The sequence below is a fragment of the Paenibacillus sp. FJAT-27812 genome (genome assembly GCF_001273905.1).
Taxonomy (GTDB): Bacteria; Bacillota; Bacilli; order Paenibacillales; family Paenibacillaceae; genus Pristimantibacillus.
In genome coordinates, this window is sequence record NZ_LIGH01000001.1 from 1,322,446 (window position 1) to 1,342,283 (window position 19,838).

A 19,838-nucleotide genomic window follows, 5' to 3' on the forward strand; every position below is an offset into this window, starting at 1 on the left:
CCTGCGCCTTATCTTAATGACATTGGGAGCCTGGGGGCTCCTCTTCTCCTCATTCCTTTATGCTCGCTTGCCCTTGACTCGCGTCCGATCTAACCTTAATCCGATATTCCTGCGGCGAGATTCCTTCCAGCTCCTTGAACACGCGGGAAAACTGCTTGCTGTTCTCAAAGCCGATCGCGCTTCCTATCTCCTGCATCTTCTGATTCCCTTCGAGCAGCAGCTCCTTGCCCTTGCGAATACGCACTTTTTTCAGGAACAGCACAAAGCTCTCGCCTGAATGGGCTTTGAACGCTTCGCTGAAGTAGGAGTAGTTCAAGCCGACATAATTGCTTACGACTGCCATATTGAGCGGCCTGTAATAATTTTGTTCGATATAGGCAACAGCCGCCTTAATCTCCGAATGCTCGCTGTATGCGGAACGGATGCCTCTAATATAATCATTCACGCTCAGCAGCAGCAGCTCCAAGCTTCTGTAATAGTCATGGAAGCTGCGGAAGTTATCCATATTGCCTACTTTGCGGTACAGCTTCAGCACTTCGATCGACTCCTCGCCGTAAATACGAAATACCTCATCCAGCACCTGCTCGTTAATCCGTTTCCCGACAAGCCGCAAGTAATGGATATCAACGTTAGGCAAGTCCTCTGTATGGAAGATCAGCTTCAACAGCTCCTGCACCTCCCGCTCCCGGTCGGTTCCCAGCATATTTCCAAGCTTGCGAATCTCCTCATCCGGCACCTTGTAGTCCCGCCGTTTCGCCCGGATGTCCTCATGCCGCAGCATCCGGCAATTCGAGTACAGGAACGAGTATTGCAGCGCTTCCGATGCCTGCTTGTAGCAATGAAACAGTTCCTCGATTTCATTGCCCTCCGCACTGACCCCCATGCGAAGCCCATCAAGCTCCCTGACGCCTGCCTGCTTGAACAATTCTTCGAACTGCAGCGCGGGACTTCCAATTAGAACAAGCTTGCTCTCGCTATCTAGGAAAGAGACATCCAAAGCCCCGTTCATCGGCTCAAGCATCTTCTCTACGAGCAGCTTAAACTCTTCTTTGTTCATGGAGTCGCCGCTCTCTGATTTATAGTTCAAGACGGCAACGGTAAACGGCAGCGTCATCTGATCGAACCTGATTTTGGACTCAAGCTCGGCCATGCCGTCAAAAGAGGGCTCGTCTTGCCTAAACCATTCCTTCAGCAGATTGATGCGCAGCTGTTCTCGGTACGTATCGCTCACAGCCACTCTCTCGGCTAATTCAGCCTGCGCTTGCAGCGTATTCTCGCTTTTGCGCAGCGACTCAAACAGCTCGTCCCGCCGTATAGGCTTTAATAAGTAATCTTTAACCTGATATTCGATAGCGGCCTTTGCATAAGCAAAATCATCATACCCGCTTAGTATGATAAATATCGGCTTCTGCTCTGGCTCGGCCTCCTTGGTGATCCGTTTAATCAGCTCAATGCCGTCCATTATTGGCATGCGAATGTCTGTAATGACGATATCCGCCCGTTCATGATGATATTGTGTTAGAGCATCTTCGCCATGTATGGCTGTCCGAATATCGTATAATTCCGGAAACTCTCTTTCAATCATGGTTTTGAGCCCTAAGCGGATATTTTTCTCGTCATCGACGATTAGCATTTTCCTCATTGCCAGACCCCCTCCCCATTAACAGCACCTTTGGAAGAGTAATAACCACCTCTGTGAATTGCCCTTCTCTGCTGTGCACCTGTAATCCATATTGCTTTCCATAATAAAGCCGAATGCGCTGATGAACGTTGCGCAGGCCGATTCCGAACGCCTGCTTCCCGTTTTTAACCTGCTCGTCCGTAAGAGCGTTGTTCCAATTTTCGGCATGAATCATTTCATTTAATCGCTCTAGGCGTCCCGCCTCAATCCCCATGCCGTTATCTCTCAACGTAATGATCACGCCTGCATCCTCATTCTCCGAGACATCAATAATGATGGTACTCTTGCCCTCTTCCACCCCAAGCCAAGCATGCTTAACCGCATTTTCAATGATCGGCTGCAGAGACATCTTAAGCACCTCGATCTCCAGCAGCTTCGGGGGAATGCGCAGCTCAAGCTGGATTGGCTCGTCGAAGCGGATATTCATAACCGCAATATAATTTTGAATATGCCGAATCTCATCCCGCAAGCTGACATACTCGCCTGACCATTTGAAATTATAGCGCATCATTCCGCCGAGCGATGTGAGCGAATCGGATATCGTCCGCTGATTCTCCATCTCTGCCAGCATCTTAATATTCTCAAGCGTATTGTACAAAAAGTGAGAATCGATCTGGCTATGCAGCGTGCGCAGCTCAGCCTCTTTCGTCAGCGCTTGCTTCTTCACGCCCTGTGCAATCAATTCGTTAATGGTATGAATTAATTTGTTGAAATGATGGGCAAGCTCCCCGATCTCCCCGCCTCCGCCGAGCGGCAGCCCGGTAGGCATTTCCCCTCTTCTCACCTTCTTCATCGCCTCCGTCAGGCGGCTTAGGTTTTTGAGAATAAAGGAATTCATCATATACGTAATAATCGAAAGAAGGCCGATCAATATAAGGTTTGCCGCAATGATCTGCTTCTCCGCTGTAGATATGCGCTCATGCGCGGTCTGCAAGGACACGACATTCAGAATATGGGCATCTGCCTGCTCAATTGGCGTCGAGACGAGCAGATAAGGATGCTTATTCACGATGAAACGTTTCTCGTGTAATCCGCGCACGTTCATATCGGCGAATTGCTGCTCAATCGCTTCGCGAAGCTCCGGATTGTGGCCGGCAAACGGCTGGTTGTCGTCCAGATAGATAGCCCCGCTGCTGTCAGCAAGCATCATCTGCGAGCCCTCGTCCTTAATATTGGCAAAAGCTTTGGGCGAAAACTGCTTCAGCAGCATTTCCACTTGGATGATGCCAATACGCTTGCTCCCGGCATGTACGACGCGCACCAGCGAGACCTTCGGCATTTGGTCATTCACATCGGTCACATAACGGCGCAAAATATCAAAGTCCTTATCCTTGAACGTCCAAAGCTCCTTGCCATCCAATTGATTCAGCTTAGAGAACCAAGGCTCGTTTTGGATACGGCGCTCATGAAAAATAATCGGCCAAATTTCCGAAATATGCTCATTGTTCGCATAAAGCCGCAGATGGGCGATATTCGGATTATTGATTTGAATATTGATCATATCGGTAAGAGGCCCCCGGTACAAATCAAGCAGCTCCTGAATAGGCAGCTCTTCCTTCGTGGAGATATATTCTAAAACATCAGAATCCGATATCGTGAGCTGGGCGGCAAGCTCCATGGCTTCAATCTGATTCAAAATATTTATTTTTTCCATCTCAAGCAAGTACTGACCCTGTTTCAAGGTGTCATTGGTATAACTATCCCTAATTTGGCTGAAGAGATAATTGGATACCACGATGCTTGGAATTAACAGAATAACGATATATGCGGCTACCAAACGGCTCTGCATGGATCTGCGGCCCAGCCAATTCGAAAAAGATTGAAGGTACAACCGAAACTTCCTGCCCATTATTTACTCACTTCCGCTCCGTATATCATTCTGTGTTAACATTCCTCTATGCAACAAAAAGCACTCCAGTCCGTTTCCGGTTCTGGAGTACCTTTCGTTACGCGTTACTTCGTCGCTTCAGCCAATTTCGCTACGTTAATTTCGTATTGCTTTTGTTTATAAGCTTGTACTTTACTGAAACCAAGAGATTCGCGTTTTTTCAGAAACTCGTTCCAAATCTTATCGAATTCCGCATCGGATTTGGCAAGCACTAGCTTCGGAAGCACTTTGCCGAACTCTTGATCGATTTTCGTATTCATAATGCCTTCTTCCGATGTGCCTGTCGGATTCAGCTGGTCAAACTCCGACAAGCTCTTCGCTTTGCCGCGTGTCCAGTCTTCCAATTGCTTGAATGGCTCAACAGCAGGAGGCGACCAAATTGGCGTCAGGTTCGTGTCCATCATCATCCAGAACGTATGGGATGCCCCTAGCTGCTTGTCGAAAGCGCCACGGTCTGTGTTCAATAGATTAAGCGCCTCCGGCAGGAACTGATCCTTGCCATCGATGTTATCCCAAGTTACGCCTTGTTTGCCGAAGAACGTATCATGCTGGCCTTCTTCAGAGATCAAATAGTCTAGGAAACGAATCGCGCGTGCTTTGTCTTTTACGTTTTTGGAGATCAATGTAACCGTCCAACCGGAAATCGATGGTCCAGCCAGTGTCGGCTGATCCAAGTTCGCATTAGCAGGACCGTCTACCGCGATGTAAATCGAGTTCGGGTCGTTTGCAAATAGCGCATTTTGTTGGTTGGCAAGGTCTGATCTGGAATACAGCATTGCAAAGTAACGGCCTTGCGCGATTTTCTCTTCCATTTGCGGACGTTTGTCGATGAAGATATCTTTTGCCAACAAGCCGTTCTCGTTCGCTTGGCGCATCGTTTTAAGCCATTTCACATATTCAGGATCTGTGTTGCGATCATAAAGCTGTCCGTCTTTATCGTACGGAATGGCAAGGAAGTTTTGAATGTAGTGCTGCAGCGACGCATTGCCTGTATCGTTAAAATCGTACATGCCTAGCGGAATAAGCGGTTGTCCGTTAACGTCAGGGTACATTTTTTTGGCAGCCTCTAGCGTCTTCAAGAAACCTTCCGGCGTACGCATATCCGGGCTTCCAAGCGCTTCGTACATATCCTTGCGCACTAGGAACGTTTGTGTTGACGTAATGTTGTCTCCGAATTTCTCGTAATCCTTAGGGGATGAAGAAGAGTTAGGATAGCCGTATACATTGCCGTCTTCCTGCTTGTACCACGAAAGCTTAGCCGGATCTGTTACTTTGTAGAAGTAAGGATCATATTGGTCAGCAAGCTCGTTCAACGGAAGCACAAGATCGCCTTCGATCATTTTCTTAACCGCTTCTTCGTACCAGCCTAGCGTAATAAAGTCAGGCAGGCTGCCCGATGCGATCATCGTATTCATCTTCTCTGCTTCGTTGCCGGCAGGAACGATAAAGTTTACGTTAACGCCTGTTTTTTCCGTAATATATTTGGATGTAGCATCTACGCCCCATTTGTTAGGGAACCAGGAAAAGTTGATATACCAGTCAAATGTAATAGGGGTTTTATCGACTTCCCAGCCTTTATCATCCTGCGTAAGCTTCACTTGCTCAGCTGGCGCTTCGTTGCCCTCTTCTTTGTTCGCATTTTTGTTGCCGCCTGATGAGCAAGCCGTTGTAAAGACCAGAACCGTTGCAATCATCAGCATCAATAGATTTTTGAGCTTAGGCTTCTTGTTCATTTTGTCTTCCCCTTCTCTGTATGAATGATTATTATATATGCAATCCTCTGCCCGATAAAGGGCGGAATGTACTGCCGCAGGTTAACCTTTGATCGAACCGATCATCATCCCTTTGACAAAATACTTTTGCAGGAACGGATAAGCGATGACGATCGGTAGCGTTGTAACGACCATCGTAGCCAGCTTGATCGATTGTGTCGTAACCGACTTGCCAATGCCCCCAGGAATAGCAGCCAGCATCTGGCTGGAGCTGGACTGAGCCACAACGCGGTACAGGTACGTTTGAACCGGCTGCAGGTCCATGTTGTTCATGTAGATAACGCCGGCGAAATAATCATTCCATTGATATACGCCGTGGAACAGCGCGATCGTCGCGATAACCGGCATGGACACTGGAAGAATAATCCTTACAAAAATCGACCAGTCATTCGCCCCGTCAATTTTGGCTGCTTCCTCAAGGCCATCCGGAATATCCCGGAAGAAGGTCATGAAGATGATGAGATCGAAGAAGCTGAACATCGCCGGGATAATATAGACCATGAAGTTATCGAGCAAATGCAGATCTCTCATAAGCAGGTAAGTTGGGATCAGGCCGCCGCCAAAAAACAACGTTACGGTACCGAAGAGAATATAGATTTTGCCGCCAATAAGTCCTTTACGAGAGAAAGCAAAGGCAACCATAGCTGTAAAAAACACGTGAATCAACGTTCCAAGCACGGTTTTTGCAACCGTAATGCCCATAGCCGTCATAATGCCTGTGCTTTGGAAAACCGCGTCAAAGCTCTCGAAGCTGAAAACCCGCGGCCACCAGTAGATCCCTCCGCGCATGCCGTCTTGTCCCTCGTTGAAGGCGTTGACCAGCACATACCAAATCGGATATAACGTTGCGAAGCAAATGAGCAGCATGCCAAAGTTATTGAAGAGGTCGAAGAAAGCTTCTCCCTTTGTTTTACGTTTAATACTAAACACGGCTTGACTCCTCCTTTTCTAGAAAAGCGATGTATCGTTCATTTTTTTCGTTACGCGGTTAGCAATCAGAAGCAGAATGAGTGCGATAACAGCCTTGAACAATCCGACAGCAGTCGAATAGGAATAACGTCCTTGCTGCATACCGGTCTGGTAAACATAAATATCGATTACGTTGCTCGCGCTCTCATTCAGGGAGTTTCTCAGTACGAGAATCTGGTCGAAGTTTGAGTTAAGCACTCCGCTTACAGCAAGAATGAAGAGGATGGAAATCGTCGATTTGATGCTTGGCAAAGTGACATACCACATTTTCTGAAAACGTCCCGCTCCATCTATGGTTGCCGCTTCGTACAATTCCGGCGATACGCTGGCGATAGCCGCTAGATAGATAATCGCGGACCAGCCGAGCTCTTTCCAAATATCCGAAGTAATGATGATGCTCCAGAAGTAGCTTGGCTCTGCCAAATACGAGATCGGCTCTTTAATGAGATTAAGCGCAAGCAGCACATTGTTGATAACGCCTACATCCGCAAGCCAAGTTGTCAGAATGCCGCCGAGGATAACCCATGACAGGAAGTGCGGCAAATAGGATATCGTCTGAATCGCCTTTTTGAACCCGACAGAACGGATTTCGTTAAGAAACAAAGCAAAAATAATAGGCAATGGAAAGCCGATCGCCAGCTTAATCAAGCTGATGCCGAGTGTATTTCGCATTACGTCGATGAAGCTCTCGTCTTGGAAAAACTCCTTGAAATGCGTGAGGCCCACCCAAGGCGCTTCACCGATCGATTTCACAATATTAAATTCTTTGAAAGCGATGATAACGCCGTACATTGGGACATAGTTGAATATAATCATCCATATGACGCCGAGCAGCGCCATAATTTGGACATGCCTTTGGCTGTACAATTTCTTGAACCATTTGCTTCTCGCTGCTTTTGCGTCCGCAGCAGGCAGGGAAGCTGGTGCCGAACTTAGCTGTGTCTTCAAAATAATAACCCCCATGCTGATGAAAATCTGATGTAAGCCTTTGCAAACCCTATACGTTAATTGTAGATTGTTGTCCCTTATCCCGTAAGGCTTTAGATTTCGTATTCGGGTGACCATTTTTCGGTTTTGGGCTGATGACGCCGTTTTTCGGGCACAAAAAAAATGTGATGCCGGCAGAAGCTGCCAAACATCACATGATCGGTTCCATCCTTTATTCCGCGAAGGAAAATGTAATCCAGTCCAAATCCACTTGTCCGTGCAGAACGCGAATGATAACGCGAACCGCACCCTTAGCCGCTTCGACGTTCTCCATTAGCAAGCTCTCCTGCCATTCTGCCCCGCTCACCTCGCGGGTTACCGGCTCATGCCCTTCCCATTCAATGGATAGGAGCGCTTCTCCCTCAGCGGCATGCAGCCTGGCACGAAGATCGTACTTACGCGCTTCGACGCATAAAGCGTCGTAAGCGAGCCAATCACCTGCATACAGCTCTACGCATACGGTGTTATCCTCGGCCCATGGCTTGCCGCCTTCGGAATGATAGCTTGGCTTCTCCGCCTTGCCCGTAATCATTCGCATAGGAACGCCGTCGCTCGCCCGCAGTTCCAGCTTATTCTCTCTCTTTTGCACGATGCCGAAGCCCTTTCCTTCGCCCTGTCCGTAATACTCGGCAGGAATTTGGAGCGGAAGATGGCGCAGCAGCGAACGGGATATTTCAGGATATGCGTCGCAGTTTTCCAGCTTGAGATTGTCGAGATATTGATTCAAAATCCGCTCCGCAGTCTCCGCGTCCGGCTTAGCGCCGCCTTCCAAATAAGCCGTCAGCAAATGCCAGCCTTCCGGCATACGAATCGAGTACGGCGAATTCGACGTGCTCATCTTCTTCCATGTCCAGAAATTCCACGATATATCGTGGTCCTCGAACATTTGGAAAGCGCCGCTGTACCACTGCGCGTTATTTTCTCCGCCTTCGCCCATAAAGATCGGCACATTCCACTCTTCCCGCTTGTCCAAATACTTCTGGATGCTCTCCGTATCGGGATTGTTCCAGTACTTATGGAATTGCAGCATCAAATTATCATCAAACTTATCCGTAAATATGCTCCAGTCCGTTGACCAGTGCACGCCTTCAATAATAATCATATGGCGCTTGTCCACTTCACGGATCGCTGCCGTAATTTCCTTGTACAGCGGCTCTACCTGATCATTGTATTTGCTGAACCAATCGGGGAGCGGCTCATTAAAGAGGTCGTAGCCGGCGATGATCCAATCATCCTTGTAGCGCTCCGCGAACATTCGCCAAATCGCGATCGTCAGCTCTTGATTTCTGCGGTAGATAAATAGCTCAGGCTGGTCATTTTCGGAATCATCGATGTTGGCACCCGTCTGCCCGCCCGGCGCTCCGTGCAAATCCAATATGACGTACAGCTTGTAGGTTCTGCACCATTCGATCACTTGGTGAATCCGCGCCAGCCTTTTCTCATTAAAGACCACGCCTTCTCCGACCTCCAGAATACCGCGCGCATTGATCGGAAGCCGCACCGAGTTATAGCCCTGCCGTGCGACTTCACGGACATCTATCTCCTCAACATAACGCTCCACGTACGTATCCCAGAACTGCGATGCCTTCTCTTCTCCGATTAACGCCGTTACCATGGCCTCGATCTTGCGCGGACGGTCGCCGCCTTCCGGGAACTTCCACATATAACCCTCCGGCAGCAGCCAGCTTCCGTAGCCTACGCCTCTCAGCACAATTTCCTTGCCGTCACCATTAATCACCTTTTTACCGTCCGTTCGAATGAAACCGCTTACGTCATTATTGTCACTATGCACGCTCATAATCGGATTGCCTCCTTATATGTTGGTTTGTTTTACTACTTCCAGCATTCCATCAAAATATAGCACAAGACAATAGCTTGCGGTGCGCAATCCGAAATACGGCGAATAAAACCGAAAGCAGAAGCTTTGATCATCCGAATCCTTCTTTGATAATAAGGGAAATTCATGATATATTTTCTAATATTTAGAGGCTGGCAGCTAATCTTATTGCAGTATCCAATCTATTCATGGAAGCGAGTGTTCCTTCTTGAAAAATAAAGCCGTCATACTAGGCTCAAACTTCTATACAGGGCTGAGCATTATTAGAGGTCTAGGCTCGAATGGCATCTATACGGTCGCCATGGATCATTCCAAAGAAAATACATACGGCGCTCAGTCTAAATATTTAAGCGAGCAACTCATTGTCCCTCATTACAAGAAGCAGAAGGAAGAGCTATTGCTTTATTTAATCAACTACGCCAAACAACAGGAAGTGAAGCCCGTCCTGTTCCCAAGCGTCGATCCTTATGTCGAATTTATTGATGCCAATCTCGATGAGCTCAAAAACTACTATCATATCAATATGACCGAGCAGGGCTTTTGGAGCAGCATCATGAATAAAGAATCTCTTCATATGCTCGCAACGAAGCACGGTGTAATAGTACCAGAATCGATTAGTCCAACCGAGGAGCGGTTCGAGGAACGTGTCGTCGCCGAAATTGGATTTCCATGCATCGTGAAGCCAACGGACTCTCCGTCCTTTGTATCCTTATTCCGCGCTAAAATATTTACATGCAACAACTTGGAGGAAATGAGGAGCGCTATCGAGAAGTCGGCTCAGGCCAAGCTTGAGGTTATTGTCCAGCGGATCATTCCCGGCTTCGACGATCATGTTTATACGTTTGACGCATACTTGGATCAAAGCTCCAAAGTAACCCACTGGGTCACCTGCCAAAAGCTAAGGCAGTTCCCGATCAACTTTGGCGCTTCATCCTTTACGAAGCAAAAATACGTAGAGGAGCTTTATCACATTGGAGCACCCTTCCTAGAGGCGATCGGCTACAAAGGCTTCGCAGAAATTGAATTTAAGAAGGATGCCGTGACGGGGAAGTACTACTTACTCGAAATAAATGCTAGAACGACTACGCTGGATCCTCTTCTCCGAAAATGCGGCGTTGATTTCCCATTGCTCGCTTATAAGGAGCTTACCGGAACGCCGATTGGAAGCCATGCGGTTAGAGAGGACTTCGGCATCGCCTTTTGCTTTCTGTTCGAGGATCTTATCTCCTCTCGCGATTATGTGAAAGCGGGCCAGCTAGGCATCATGCAGATCGTAAAAACCCATTTCACCAAAAAAGCACCGGCGATTTGGAGCATCAGCGACCCTGCCCCTGCCTTCTACTTCTCATCCATCATTGGGAAGAAAATAATGAAGAAGCTGGCAGGGCGCTAGTCTTCCCCTTCTATTCATGAAGCCGACCGCGGAAACTGCTCGGCGACTCCCCGGTCCAGCGCTTGAACTGCCTGCTGAAGTGAGCCATATTATGATAGCCAAGCTTTGCTGATATCGATTCGACGCTTGCGTCCGGGTCCATCAGCAGCAGCTTGGCTTTTTTAAGTATTAATTGGGATAAATATTGCCGCGGGGATACGCCATAGACATGGGTAAACATCCGATTGACCGACGACATGCTGTAGCCCACCGACGCCGCAATCGACCTAATGGTGTCCATCTCGCTATCCTTCTCCCCGCCGTTTGCCGCGCTCTCTACCGCCTGCTCCAGCTTAACTGCAATCTGCGAGGCTGCTGCTGACTTGCGCGCTCCGGCAGCATCACGGTTCAGCTCCGATAAGGTACCGCTTAAGCCGGCGAACAGCTCAAACAATGCGGACAAAATACTCATGCGAGATTCAACCCGCCCCGCCGCCTCTTTAGAAGTTAACGCCATAATTTTATCCAGCGCGGGCTTTATCGCGACAGCCAGTTCGCTTCCAGACTCATGAAAGCAGCGGCTGTTACGGACCAGAAGCTCGCGGAAGGACCGTTCATCCACATCAAAATGCAAGCAATAATACGTCATTTCTTCGCCGCCGACCACTTTGCTCCCGTGATTATCCCCCGGGTTGAGCAGCATAAGATCCCCGGAATTTTGCACGTAAGCCACTCCATTGACCGTCATTTCCTGTACGCCTGACAACACAAGATTCACCTCGAAGAGCGGATGCTTATGGAGCGGATACTTCCAGTCAGGGTCAACGGTTCGCCAATGCGCCGCGAATACGCGAAAGGTGGAATCCATATCTGGCAGCATAAATTCCTTTCTTACGGGTTCTAGTTTTGCCGGCATAAACAAGCAGCCTCCTTCTTCATTTGCGAGCTTATATAAGATGATTGATTTGGGTAAATATCAACATGCTATGGATATGGGAACCGATCATTATCATTGCTATCATATTTTTATAATAACGTACATTCGTCTTCCAGAATGCCTTACATCATTTTTCACAAAGGAGAAAACATATGACCGCTATTCAAAATCCGATTTTGACAGGCTTTAATCCCGATCCGTGTATTTGCCGTGCAGGCGAGGACTATTACATTGCGGTTTCGACCTTCGAATGGTTTCCCGGCGTTGGGATCTACCACTCCAAAGACTTGAAAAACTGGAGGCTCGCATCACGGCCTCTAAACAGGCTCAGCCAGCTCAATATGATGGGCAATCCGGATTCCGGCGGCATTTGGGCTCCTGCGCTATCATACAGCGACAATAAATTTTGGCTCATCTATACCGATGTTAAAGTAACCGAAGGACAATGGAAGGACTGCCATAACTATTTGGTCACCTGCGACACGATCGATGGCGAGTGGTCGGAGCCGATTCATGTCAACAGCTCGGGTTTTGACCCCTCCTTGTTCCATGATGAGGACGGCAGGAAATATTTTGTAAACATGATGTGGGATCACCGCGCCGGACATCACAATTTCAACGGCATCCTGCTCCAAGAATACAGCGTCAGCGAGCAGAAGCTGGTCGGCCAACCGGAAATTATTTTCAAAGGAACGGATGTTAGACTTACCGAAGCGCCTCACCTGTACAAAATCAATGGCTACTACTACTTGCTTACGGCTGAGGGCGGCACCAAATATGAACATCAAGCCACGATCGCAAGGTCCAAGCAGCTGCGTGGCCCCTATGAAGTTCATCCCGAAAATCCGTTGATCACCTCATTCCATGCACCGCGCATCCCGCTTCAGAAATCCGGTCATGCCTCTATCGTCCAGACGCATACCGATGAGTGGTTTTTGGTGCATTTGGTTGGACGGCCGCTTTCTATAGAAGGTGCACCTCTGCTGGATCCACGCGGCTACTGCCCGCTCGGCAGGGAGACAGCAATTCAGCGGGTTGAATGGCGAGATGAATGGCCATACGTTGTTGGCGGCAATCAGCCTTCGCTGGTTATTGAAGGGCCAAACCTTCCAGAGGTGCAATGGGAGCCTGATTATCCGGTCAAAGATGACTTTGACAGCGGCACTTTAAATCCGCATTTCCAAAGCCTGCGTATCCCGCTCGGAAATCAGATCGTATCGCTGAGCGACAACCCTGGTCATCTGCGTCTATACGGCAAAGAATCGCTGACCTCCAAATTCACGCAAGCGTTTATCGCAAGGCGCTGGCAGCATTTTAACTTTACGGCAGAGACGAAGGTTGCTTTCCATCCAACGACCTTCCAGCAATCGGCCGGGCTAGTCAACTACTACAATACGCAAAACTGGACATCATGCCAGATATCGTGGAATGAAGAAAAGGGCAGAATGTTGCAGCTTGTCGCTTGCGATAATTTCTCTTTCTCGGAGCCTCTTCGCGGCAATGAAATTGCTCTGCCGGATGATGCCGCTTACGTTTATCTGCGTGTAGATACGGAGAATACGTTGTATTATTACTCGTATTCGCTCGATGGAAATAGCTGGACCCGCCTTCCTGTAAACTTCGAGTCATATAAGCTCTCGGATGATTACATTCAGGGCGGCGGCTTCTTTACAGGCGCGTTCGTCGGCATGCAGTGCCAGGATACGTCCGGCCGCGGCTACCATGCAGACTTCGATTATTTCATCTATGAAAACCATTAATGAATGAAGAAAGTCCTCTTGGAAGGGTTCGGCTCTCCGGAGGACTTTCTTATTTTCTACCGCTTACGAACAGGAAAGAACCTCCGGCAGCACTTAAAAAGTGATTGGAGGTTCTTTGCGTTACCCTTTAACGGAGCCCGCAGCAATGCCTTCTACGATGCGGTCACTCAGGAATAGGAACGCGACCAGTATCGGCAAAATGCTGATCATAAGCGTCGCGCCGATTGCGCCCTCTCCGAACGCTTGTCGATTGCCATATTCGCTTATTGCAGCATGCTCAATAACCGTTCTTATAAAGCTGCGGAGGCTTGGCTTACGAGCGAAGAAAGCTGATCGGAATCAACCGTGTTCCCTTGGCGCAGCTTGATCGTTTTTCTTTCCGGAGGACCATCGAACAGCCCTTCCGGCAGCGTGAGGTCGCTCGCATTAAAGATCGTAAAGCTTACTGCGTCTTTGGACGTTGAAATAACAGCAGCGTATTTTCCATTTTTCAAAAAATGAGGTTTTTTGTACTGAATGCGCTCCTGAACGTCAGGAATGGCTCCGTGGACAACCTCGCGCAGGCGGGAGCACAGCTCACCCTGCCATGGCTCTTTTACCGCCTCGATAAAATCCGTTACTTCTTGGTTCATGTTTTCTCTCTCCTCTTCGATTGAAATCAAGGTATCATTTTTTTGAGCATATCGATTTGATCGCGCAGATCCGACTCCAAAGCCGTAGTTGCTGAAGCATTTAGCAGATTTTCATCGTCCAAAAGTCCGCGAAGCTCAACCTCGCCTTGGCCCGAGCCGCTTGGATTCGGCATTCGCTTCGCCCATTTGATCGCTTCATCCTCCGACTTCACGTCAATCAGCGTAAACCCCGCAACAAGTTCCTTCTCCCTAGCAAAAGGTCCGACCGTTACAACCGGCATCTCGCCGTGCAACGAATACGTGAACCGCAGCCCGCTCGAGCTTGGCTGCAGACCCTCGGACGCGATGAGCACGCCCGCTCTTGCCAGCGATTCATGATAAGCAGCCATCGCCTCAATGTGCTCTCGGCTTGGCTTCACGCCCGCTTCAGAATGCTTGGTCGCTTTGACAATCAACATATATCGCATTCATGTTCCCTCCCGGCAGCTTGATTAGTCCGGGCCGCCTTGAGCCCGCCTCTACTTAAACGACGAACGGGAGGAATCATAATCGACAAGGCCGTGCTAACTATTTTTTGAGATCCGAATCCGTTGAAATGCATTCCGCAGCGCGCTTCAGCAGAAGCTCTTGCTCTCGCGTGTTGCGTGTCAGCGATGCCGCGCGTTCGAATTCGAAACGGGCTTCGTCGATACGGCCTAATTTGGCCAGAAGATCACCGCGTACGCTCGGCAACAGATGGTACTCCTTCATCGATGGTTCAGCGGTCAATTCATCAACAATTTGAAGGCCAAAAGCAGGACCAAAAGCCATGGCGATCGCCACAGCCCGGTTTAATTCGACGACAGGCGATGGCATTACGCGCGATAAAGCTTCGTAAAGGGCAGCAATCCGGGCCCAATCGGTCTCGGATGCCGTACGAGCCTGAGCATGGCATGCGGAAATCGCAGCTTGAAGCGCATAAGGGCCGAGCGGACGCCCGAGCTTCCTTGCACGCTCTAGAGCGGCCAAGCCGCGGCGGATCAGCAGCTGATCCCATAACGCACGGTTTTGATCCATCAGAAGAATGGGCTCTCCGGCGGCGCTTACCCGCGTTTTGAACCGTGACGATTGGATTTCCATCAAGGCAACCAAGCCTTGAACCTCCGGCTCTCCAGCTGCGATTTCCGCTAGAATGCGTCCTAATCTAAGCGCCTCCTGGCAAAGCAGCGGACGTATCCAGCTGCCTCCAGAAGTCGCGGTATAACCCTCATTAAACATTAAATAGATCACTTCGAGAACGGTTGACAGACGTTCTTTAAGTTCCTCGCCTACGGGAACCTCAAAGGCAACCCGAGACGCGCTAAGCGTACGTTTCGCCCGAACGATCCGCTGCGCGATCGTTGATTCACCAATAAGGAAAGCATGTGCAATCTCATCGGTCGTAAGACCCCCAAGCAGGCGCAGCGTCAAAGCGACCCGCGCCTCCTTCGACAAAACCGGATGGCAGGTTGTAAAAATCAGCCGAAGGAGATCATCGCCAACCTCTCCATCCATTGCAAGGTCCACGTCGTCTTCGGCGTACAAGTCATTGCCGCGACCAAACTCTTCATATTTCTGGTCACGCAGCTTGCTCCTGCGCATCATATCGATTGCACGGCGCTTCGCCGCAGTCATGAGCCATGCGCCGGGATTATCGGGAATGCCGGTACTCGGCCACCGCTCCAATGCAATGACCAGCGCATCCTGCGCAAGGTCTTCCGCGAGACCAACATCGCGCACCATCCTCGCCAGCCCGGCGATTAGCTTGGCCGATTCGATCCGCCAGATGGCATCAATTGTACGCTGGACCGAGGAACCGTTCACGAGTTTTTAAGCCGGTCCATCTGATCGCGAAGCATCGCCAGCGTTTCCGGGTGCTGCGTCAATTCCGGCGCATCAATAATCTGGCGGAGCTCGATTTGCCCTTCGCCATTTCCGTGCGGATCCGGCATGCGCATCGCCCATTCAATCGCTTCTTCTTTTGATTTGACCTCAATTAGCGTATAGCCGGCAATTATTTCTTTAGCCTCGGTAAATGGACCGTCAATGACTTTCGGTTTGCCGCCAGGCTCAGGATAAGATATCCGTATGCCATTCGAGCTTGCATGCAGACCATCGGCAGCAAGCAGCACACCTGCCTTAGCCAGTTCTTCGTTGTACCGCAGCATCGCTTCAAGAAGCTCTTGGCTTGGCATAACACCTGCCTCGGAATCGTTCGTACCTTTTACAATCATCATAAATCGCATATACATTTCCCTCCTGCGTTCATTATGGAGACCCAGATTATTCGCTCTAAGCTTGCCGTTAATCCCGCTCCTACTTGAACGACGAATCGTAACAATAGAAATCGACATTACGCGCTATAAAAGTTTTATTATTTTCGCCAAGTTGCTTGCTGCATCCGCAGCTCGGTTATTCATTCGTCATTTGCAAGTATAATTCCTTGTACAGGCTCCTTAATCTGTAAAGATTATAATGAGACTAGAAGACCACATATAAATGACATGATATAATAAAAAATGGAAAATAACTTTAGAAGCATCAAAAAAAGGAGTGTTTCATTATTCATTCGCCAGTCCGTACCACTAGTATTTATGTGCTCATTTTTATGGTTAGCTTAGTCCTAGCATCGATTGACATTAAGCTCATCTACATCCTCGCTGCCGCTATACTCATTGCAGGCCTATTCCTCAGCCTTCCTGTCTTGCATATGTTCTTGTTTGAAACCAATATAGCGCGGCTGGAAAAATATTTGAGCAAACAAAGAAAAAAATCACATATGTATCTTTATTATGCTATTGCCAACAGAAGAGATGAAGAAATTGAACATCTATTTCAGCATATGCTTAGCAAATATAAGCAGCCGCAACGCCAAGCGCTATACAAAGTGATGTATGATTTATACCACAAGGATGCCGCTTCCATGAAGAAGCAGCTTCCTCATATCCATTCTGAGAAATACCGCAACTATTATGAAGCCTTTGTTCATCTTGAGGAAGGCAATTTGGAGCTTGCTCGAGCAACTGCGGCTAAAGCAGCAAAGCCATGGATGAGAGACGCATTGCTCTATGAGCTTGAAATGCGTGCCGGGAACCGGCACAAAGCGGCTGCACTGGCAAGGCAATCCTTAGACAGCTGCAAGGGCATACAGAGGTATATCATGTATAAAAACTATGAGCGAGAGCTGCCCGAAGCTCTTACCGGCGCTTAAAGGAATGCAATAACAGCCAAAATAATGTTCTTCATCCGACCTCCGACGGAGAGTAGGCTCAGCCGGAAGCCAGTTGAGGGTCAAACTCCATAATGGTAAATTACTTTTAGTAATAAATGACCGTTAATCATGGGGGCTGGATAAATGAGTGCACGAGGAAAAGCAGGTCGTACGTGGGCATTAGCAGTATTAGCTTTTTTGGCTTTAGCCGTCGGGGCATACGCCTTGGTGTTTTACGGATCCCCTGATGGCATCGAGGATCAGCCGTTCGTTTCTGAAAAAGGAAGCCTGCCTGATTTGTGGCTCACTGTCCTATGGGCGCATGCCGTCTCTGCCGGGATCGGTCTTGCTATCGGCTGGCTCCAGCTCATTAAGCGGCTTCGCCATAGATCGCCGAACGTTCACCGCTTGATCGGCTACGTCTATTCCATGATGATCGTTATCGGCGGAATTACCGGCCTGTACTTAGCCTTTTATGCAGAAGGCGTCTGGATCGCAAAGCTTGGCTTCGGCGCGCTTTCTCTTGCTTGGTTATACAGCTTGTTCCGCAGCCTAAAAAGCATCATCGTTAACCGTGATCCTGCCGAGCATGGACGGTGGATGATTCGAAATTATGCGCTCACCTGCGCCGCAATCACGCTCCGCATTTATACTGCGCTTGCAGCGGTACTGTTCGGCCTTACCGATACGAACGATACCTTCATCGTTATTGCGTGGCTTTGCTGGGTGCCGAATCTATTGTTCGTAGAGCTTCTCTTCAACAAAAAGAAGCCTAAAAGCCGTATGCCGCAGCCGCGCCAGCATGCAAGGCTATAAACAGAAATGCCTTGCGGGATCAATTCGCAAGGCATCCTTTTTGTTTCATTAAACCGTTGGTTTAGAGACCATTACCGCTATTGCATAGATCATTTAAACTGGCTCAACAATTCAAGAACTTGTGCCGCTTCTTCCCCGCCCTGCTGCGCATGAACGATCAATGGAATCCCATGGGCACCCTTTGCATTAACAAGGCCGGGATTATCCGCAAGCATAGCCCGCACAATATCAATCTTCCCTAGCATTGCCGCCGCAAATAGATCAATGCGCGCCCCGTTATCGATAAGAAATTGAGCGATGTCTCTTCTTCCCATATGCGCCGCTGCGCCGATACCTGTCTCCCAATCCCCGCCGCCCCAATCCCAAGCAGCGTTTACGAGCCCCGGCTCCTGCTTCAGAAGGTCTTTTACCCGCTCCAAGTCACCGTGTGCATTGCCGACAAACTCTCTTACTAATTCAGGCTGGATCGATGGTTTGTTCTCCATTAAAATATCTCCTTCAACTGTTTTTTATTGTAAAAGAGCAGCGGACGCTTGATGACCCTTTGACCTCGCTAATTCGTAGGGCGTTGCTCCAGCGTCATTGACAACTGATTGATCTGCTCCTGCAAGCAATAACATCGTGATTATCGTTTCTCTCCCAAAATGTCCCGCTACATGCAGAGGGGTATAGCCTAGCCTCCATATTCCTTCACACTTCACGTTCACATCGGCGCCATGCTCAAGCAGCAGCTTCACAATATGCTCAAAATTGCCTGCTATCGCAGCATGGATCGCCATATTGTTCAGATTCCCGTCCTTGCTTCTCGCGTTTATGTCTGCGCCTTGGTCCAGTAGAAACTTCACCGTTTCCTCGTTGCCAAAATGAGCCGCTAAGCCCAGCGGGGTAAAGCCGTCGCCGCTGTAGCTGCTTAACCGTTCAGGAGATTCTGCAAGCAAATCTTTTATCCGCTTTGTATTGCCAACAGCTGCCGCCTCAAAAATAGTAAGCTCCGCGCCATTGTTCAGCAGCAAGTCTTTAATCTCTTTCGATCGGTAATAGGCAGCCATCAATACAGCCGTTTCTCCGTTATTGTTGCTTGCATTAACAAGCGACGAGTCCTTGTTGATTAACTCTGCCACCTTATCCAGATTGTTCAGCTTCACCGCATCAATCATTTCATTTCGCAGCTGCTGCACGTTATCCGCAAGCGATTTGGCCTTCTGGAGCAGCTCCTCTGAGGCTTGTATCCCCATGCTTATCAAGTGTGTGACTGCCCTTGAACGGTTCGATTCCAGTCCTGAATCAACAAGCAAGTCTACTGCTTTCAACGAAATATCATCTAACCGGATCGAAATAACGACGCTCTGTTTCTTGTTGGACATCAATTTTCTCCCATTGTTTTTCTGTAATTTTTATTACACAATTACAATATCCTATTTTACCCAAAATTACCACATCTATTTTATCCGCTTACATGCGAGTTGAAATCATGCAAAAAACAGAGCATTTGAGGTTATCCCTCACTATGCTCTGTTTTCGTAATAGAGATAGATTAATACCATACTCCATCAGCTTTTAATCTCCCGTAACTTAGGCCACGCAGCTGCTACATTACCGGATATACGTTCCCCGCCTGCAAGCTATTGAACAGAAATAACAGGAAAACCTCCATCTAATTGTTCAAAAAATAGGCAACAGACCATTTAGCAGGAAAATCTCCCGTTAATAGGAACACTTTTACTCCATATTGATAAAAAACAGTAAATTAACGGGACAAAATCCCTCTAATTCAAGATTTAATTCAAAATCGCCACAAATAACGGGAGTTTTTCCCGTTAAGTCTACTGCGCGGAAAGTCAGCTGCCGACGATAGACGCTGCGTGTGCAATTTTCGCGTAGAAGCATGGTTAGGCGACCAGTTGCGGCTATGCCGATGCCCCAAGCATACGCGCGGCCAGCTATCCCTCTATTCAACT

18 protein-coding genes and 1 pseudogene are annotated in these 19,838 nt (G+C 48.7%); 4 read left to right on the forward strand and 15 right to left on the reverse strand.

Annotated elements, in window-relative coordinates; translation table 11 throughout:
- Positions 1-49 precede the first annotated feature (49 nt).
- The 6 genes from ADU23_RS05575 to ADU23_RS05600 all read right to left on the reverse strand — a co-directional run bounded on the left by ADU23_RS05575 (position 50) and on the right by ADU23_RS05600 (position 9,095).
- The gene (locus ADU23_RS05575) at positions 50-1,642 is read right to left on the reverse strand and encodes a response regulator (RefSeq protein WP_053372838.1); all 1,593 of its coding nucleotides are present in this window, start codon (positions 1,640-1,642) and stop codon (positions 50-52) included.
- Entirely contained in the window at positions 1,617-3,512 is a 1,896-nt protein-coding gene (locus tag ADU23_RS05580) for a sensor histidine kinase (protein ID WP_231637321.1), read from the reverse strand. The genes ADU23_RS05575 and ADU23_RS05580 overlap by 26 nt, the downstream gene beginning before the upstream one ends.
- A gap of 122 nt (positions 3,513-3,634) precedes the next feature.
- Positions 3,635-5,302 (reverse strand): extracellular solute-binding protein, encoded by a 1,668-nt coding sequence (locus ADU23_RS05585; RefSeq protein ID WP_053372840.1) that lies wholly within the window; start codon positions 5,300-5,302, stop codon positions 3,635-3,637.
- Positions 5,303-5,383: 81 nt separating this feature from the next.
- A complete protein-coding gene (locus tag ADU23_RS05590; protein ID WP_082198432.1) occupies positions 5,384-6,208 on the reverse strand; it encodes a carbohydrate ABC transporter permease in 825 nt (274 codons plus the stop codon).
- An 81-nt stretch (positions 6,209-6,289) separates the two neighbouring features.
- Entirely contained in the window at positions 6,290-7,225 is a 936-nt protein-coding gene (locus ADU23_RS05595) for an ABC transporter permease (RefSeq protein ID WP_231637579.1), read from the reverse strand.
- Between the two features lie 244 nt (positions 7,226-7,469).
- Positions 7,470-9,095, reverse strand: coding sequence for a cellulase family glycosylhydrolase (locus ADU23_RS05600; RefSeq protein WP_053372843.1), 1,626 nt, complete (start codon positions 9,093-9,095; stop codon positions 7,470-7,472).
- Between the two features lie 247 nt (positions 9,096-9,342).
- Between ADU23_RS05600 and ADU23_RS05605 the strand changes: the two genes are divergently transcribed.
- Entirely contained in the window at positions 9,343-10,527 is a 1,185-nt protein-coding gene (locus ADU23_RS05605) for a carboxylate--amine ligase (RefSeq protein WP_053372844.1), read from the forward strand.
- A 10-nt stretch (positions 10,528-10,537) separates the two neighbouring features.
- Here the strand turns inward: ADU23_RS05605 and ADU23_RS05610 are convergent, their stop codons facing one another.
- Positions 10,538-11,422 carry an AraC family transcriptional regulator gene (locus tag ADU23_RS05610; RefSeq protein ID WP_053372845.1) on the reverse strand — a complete coding sequence of 295 codons (885 nt, stop codon included), beginning with the start codon at positions 11,420-11,422 and terminating at the stop codon, positions 10,538-10,540.
- Positions 11,423-11,595: 173 nt separating this feature from the next.
- On the opposite strand from ADU23_RS05610, the gene ADU23_RS05615 reads away from it, so the two are divergent.
- On the forward strand, positions 11,596-13,203 hold the full coding sequence (locus ADU23_RS05615) for a glycoside hydrolase family 43 protein (protein WP_053372846.1): 1,608 nt from the start codon (positions 11,596-11,598) through the stop codon (positions 13,201-13,203).
- Between the two features lie 120 nt (positions 13,204-13,323).
- Here the strand turns inward: ADU23_RS05615 and ADU23_RS32670 are convergent.
- The 5 genes and pseudogenes from ADU23_RS32670 to ADU23_RS05635 form a co-directional block, all read right to left on the reverse strand.
- Positions 13,324-13,434, reverse strand: a pseudogene (locus ADU23_RS32670) (carbohydrate ABC transporter permease); the annotation flags it as partial.
- A gap of 59 nt (positions 13,435-13,493) precedes the next feature.
- Positions 13,494-13,835: a DUF1801 domain-containing protein gene (locus tag ADU23_RS05620; protein WP_053372847.1), complete on the reverse strand. Its 342-nt coding sequence runs from the start codon at positions 13,833-13,835 to the stop codon at positions 13,494-13,496.
- A 26-nt stretch (positions 13,836-13,861) separates the two neighbouring features.
- A complete protein-coding gene (locus ADU23_RS05625; protein ID WP_053372848.1) occupies positions 13,862-14,302 on the reverse strand; it encodes a YciI family protein in 441 nt (146 codons plus the stop codon).
- A gap of 100 nt (positions 14,303-14,402) precedes the next feature.
- On the reverse strand, positions 14,403-15,677 hold the full coding sequence (locus tag ADU23_RS05630; RefSeq protein ID WP_053372849.1) for an RNA polymerase sigma factor: 1,275 nt from the start codon (positions 15,675-15,677) through the stop codon (positions 14,403-14,405).
- Complete coding sequence (locus ADU23_RS05635; protein WP_053372850.1) at positions 15,674-16,099, reverse strand: YciI family protein; 426 nt, start codon at positions 16,097-16,099, stop codon at positions 15,674-15,676. Before ADU23_RS05635 ends, ADU23_RS05630 begins: the two co-directional genes overlap by 4 nt.
- Before the next feature lie 362 nt (positions 16,100-16,461).
- On the opposite strand from ADU23_RS05635, the gene ADU23_RS05640 reads away from it, so the two are divergent.
- Together ADU23_RS05640 and ADU23_RS05645 are read left to right on the forward strand one after the other, a co-directional pair.
- Positions 16,462-17,064, forward strand: a complete 603-nt coding sequence (locus tag ADU23_RS05640; RefSeq protein WP_053372851.1) for a hypothetical protein — start codon at positions 16,462-16,464, stop codon at positions 17,062-17,064.
- Between the two features lie 144 nt (positions 17,065-17,208).
- Positions 17,209-17,880, forward strand: coding sequence for a DUF2306 domain-containing protein (locus ADU23_RS05645; RefSeq protein WP_053372852.1), 672 nt, complete (start codon positions 17,209-17,211; stop codon positions 17,878-17,880).
- Between the two features lie 89 nt (positions 17,881-17,969).
- Here the strand turns inward: ADU23_RS05645 and ADU23_RS05650 are convergent, their stop codons facing one another.
- From ADU23_RS05650 to ADU23_RS05660, 3 genes are all read right to left on the reverse strand, one after another.
- Complete coding sequence (locus ADU23_RS05650) at positions 17,970-18,365, reverse strand: ankyrin repeat domain-containing protein (protein ID WP_053372853.1); 396 nt, start codon at positions 18,363-18,365, stop codon at positions 17,970-17,972.
- 24 nt (positions 18,366-18,389) lie between these two features.
- Positions 18,390-19,244 (reverse strand): ankyrin repeat domain-containing protein, encoded by an 855-nt coding sequence (locus ADU23_RS05655; RefSeq protein ID WP_053372854.1) that lies wholly within the window; start codon positions 19,242-19,244, stop codon positions 18,390-18,392.
- Positions 19,245-19,599: 355 nt separating this feature from the next.
- Positions 19,600-19,836: a hypothetical protein gene (locus tag ADU23_RS05660; RefSeq protein WP_053372855.1), complete on the reverse strand. Its 237-nt coding sequence runs from the start codon at positions 19,834-19,836 to the stop codon at positions 19,600-19,602.
- Between the last annotated feature and the right edge of the window lie 2 nt (positions 19,837-19,838).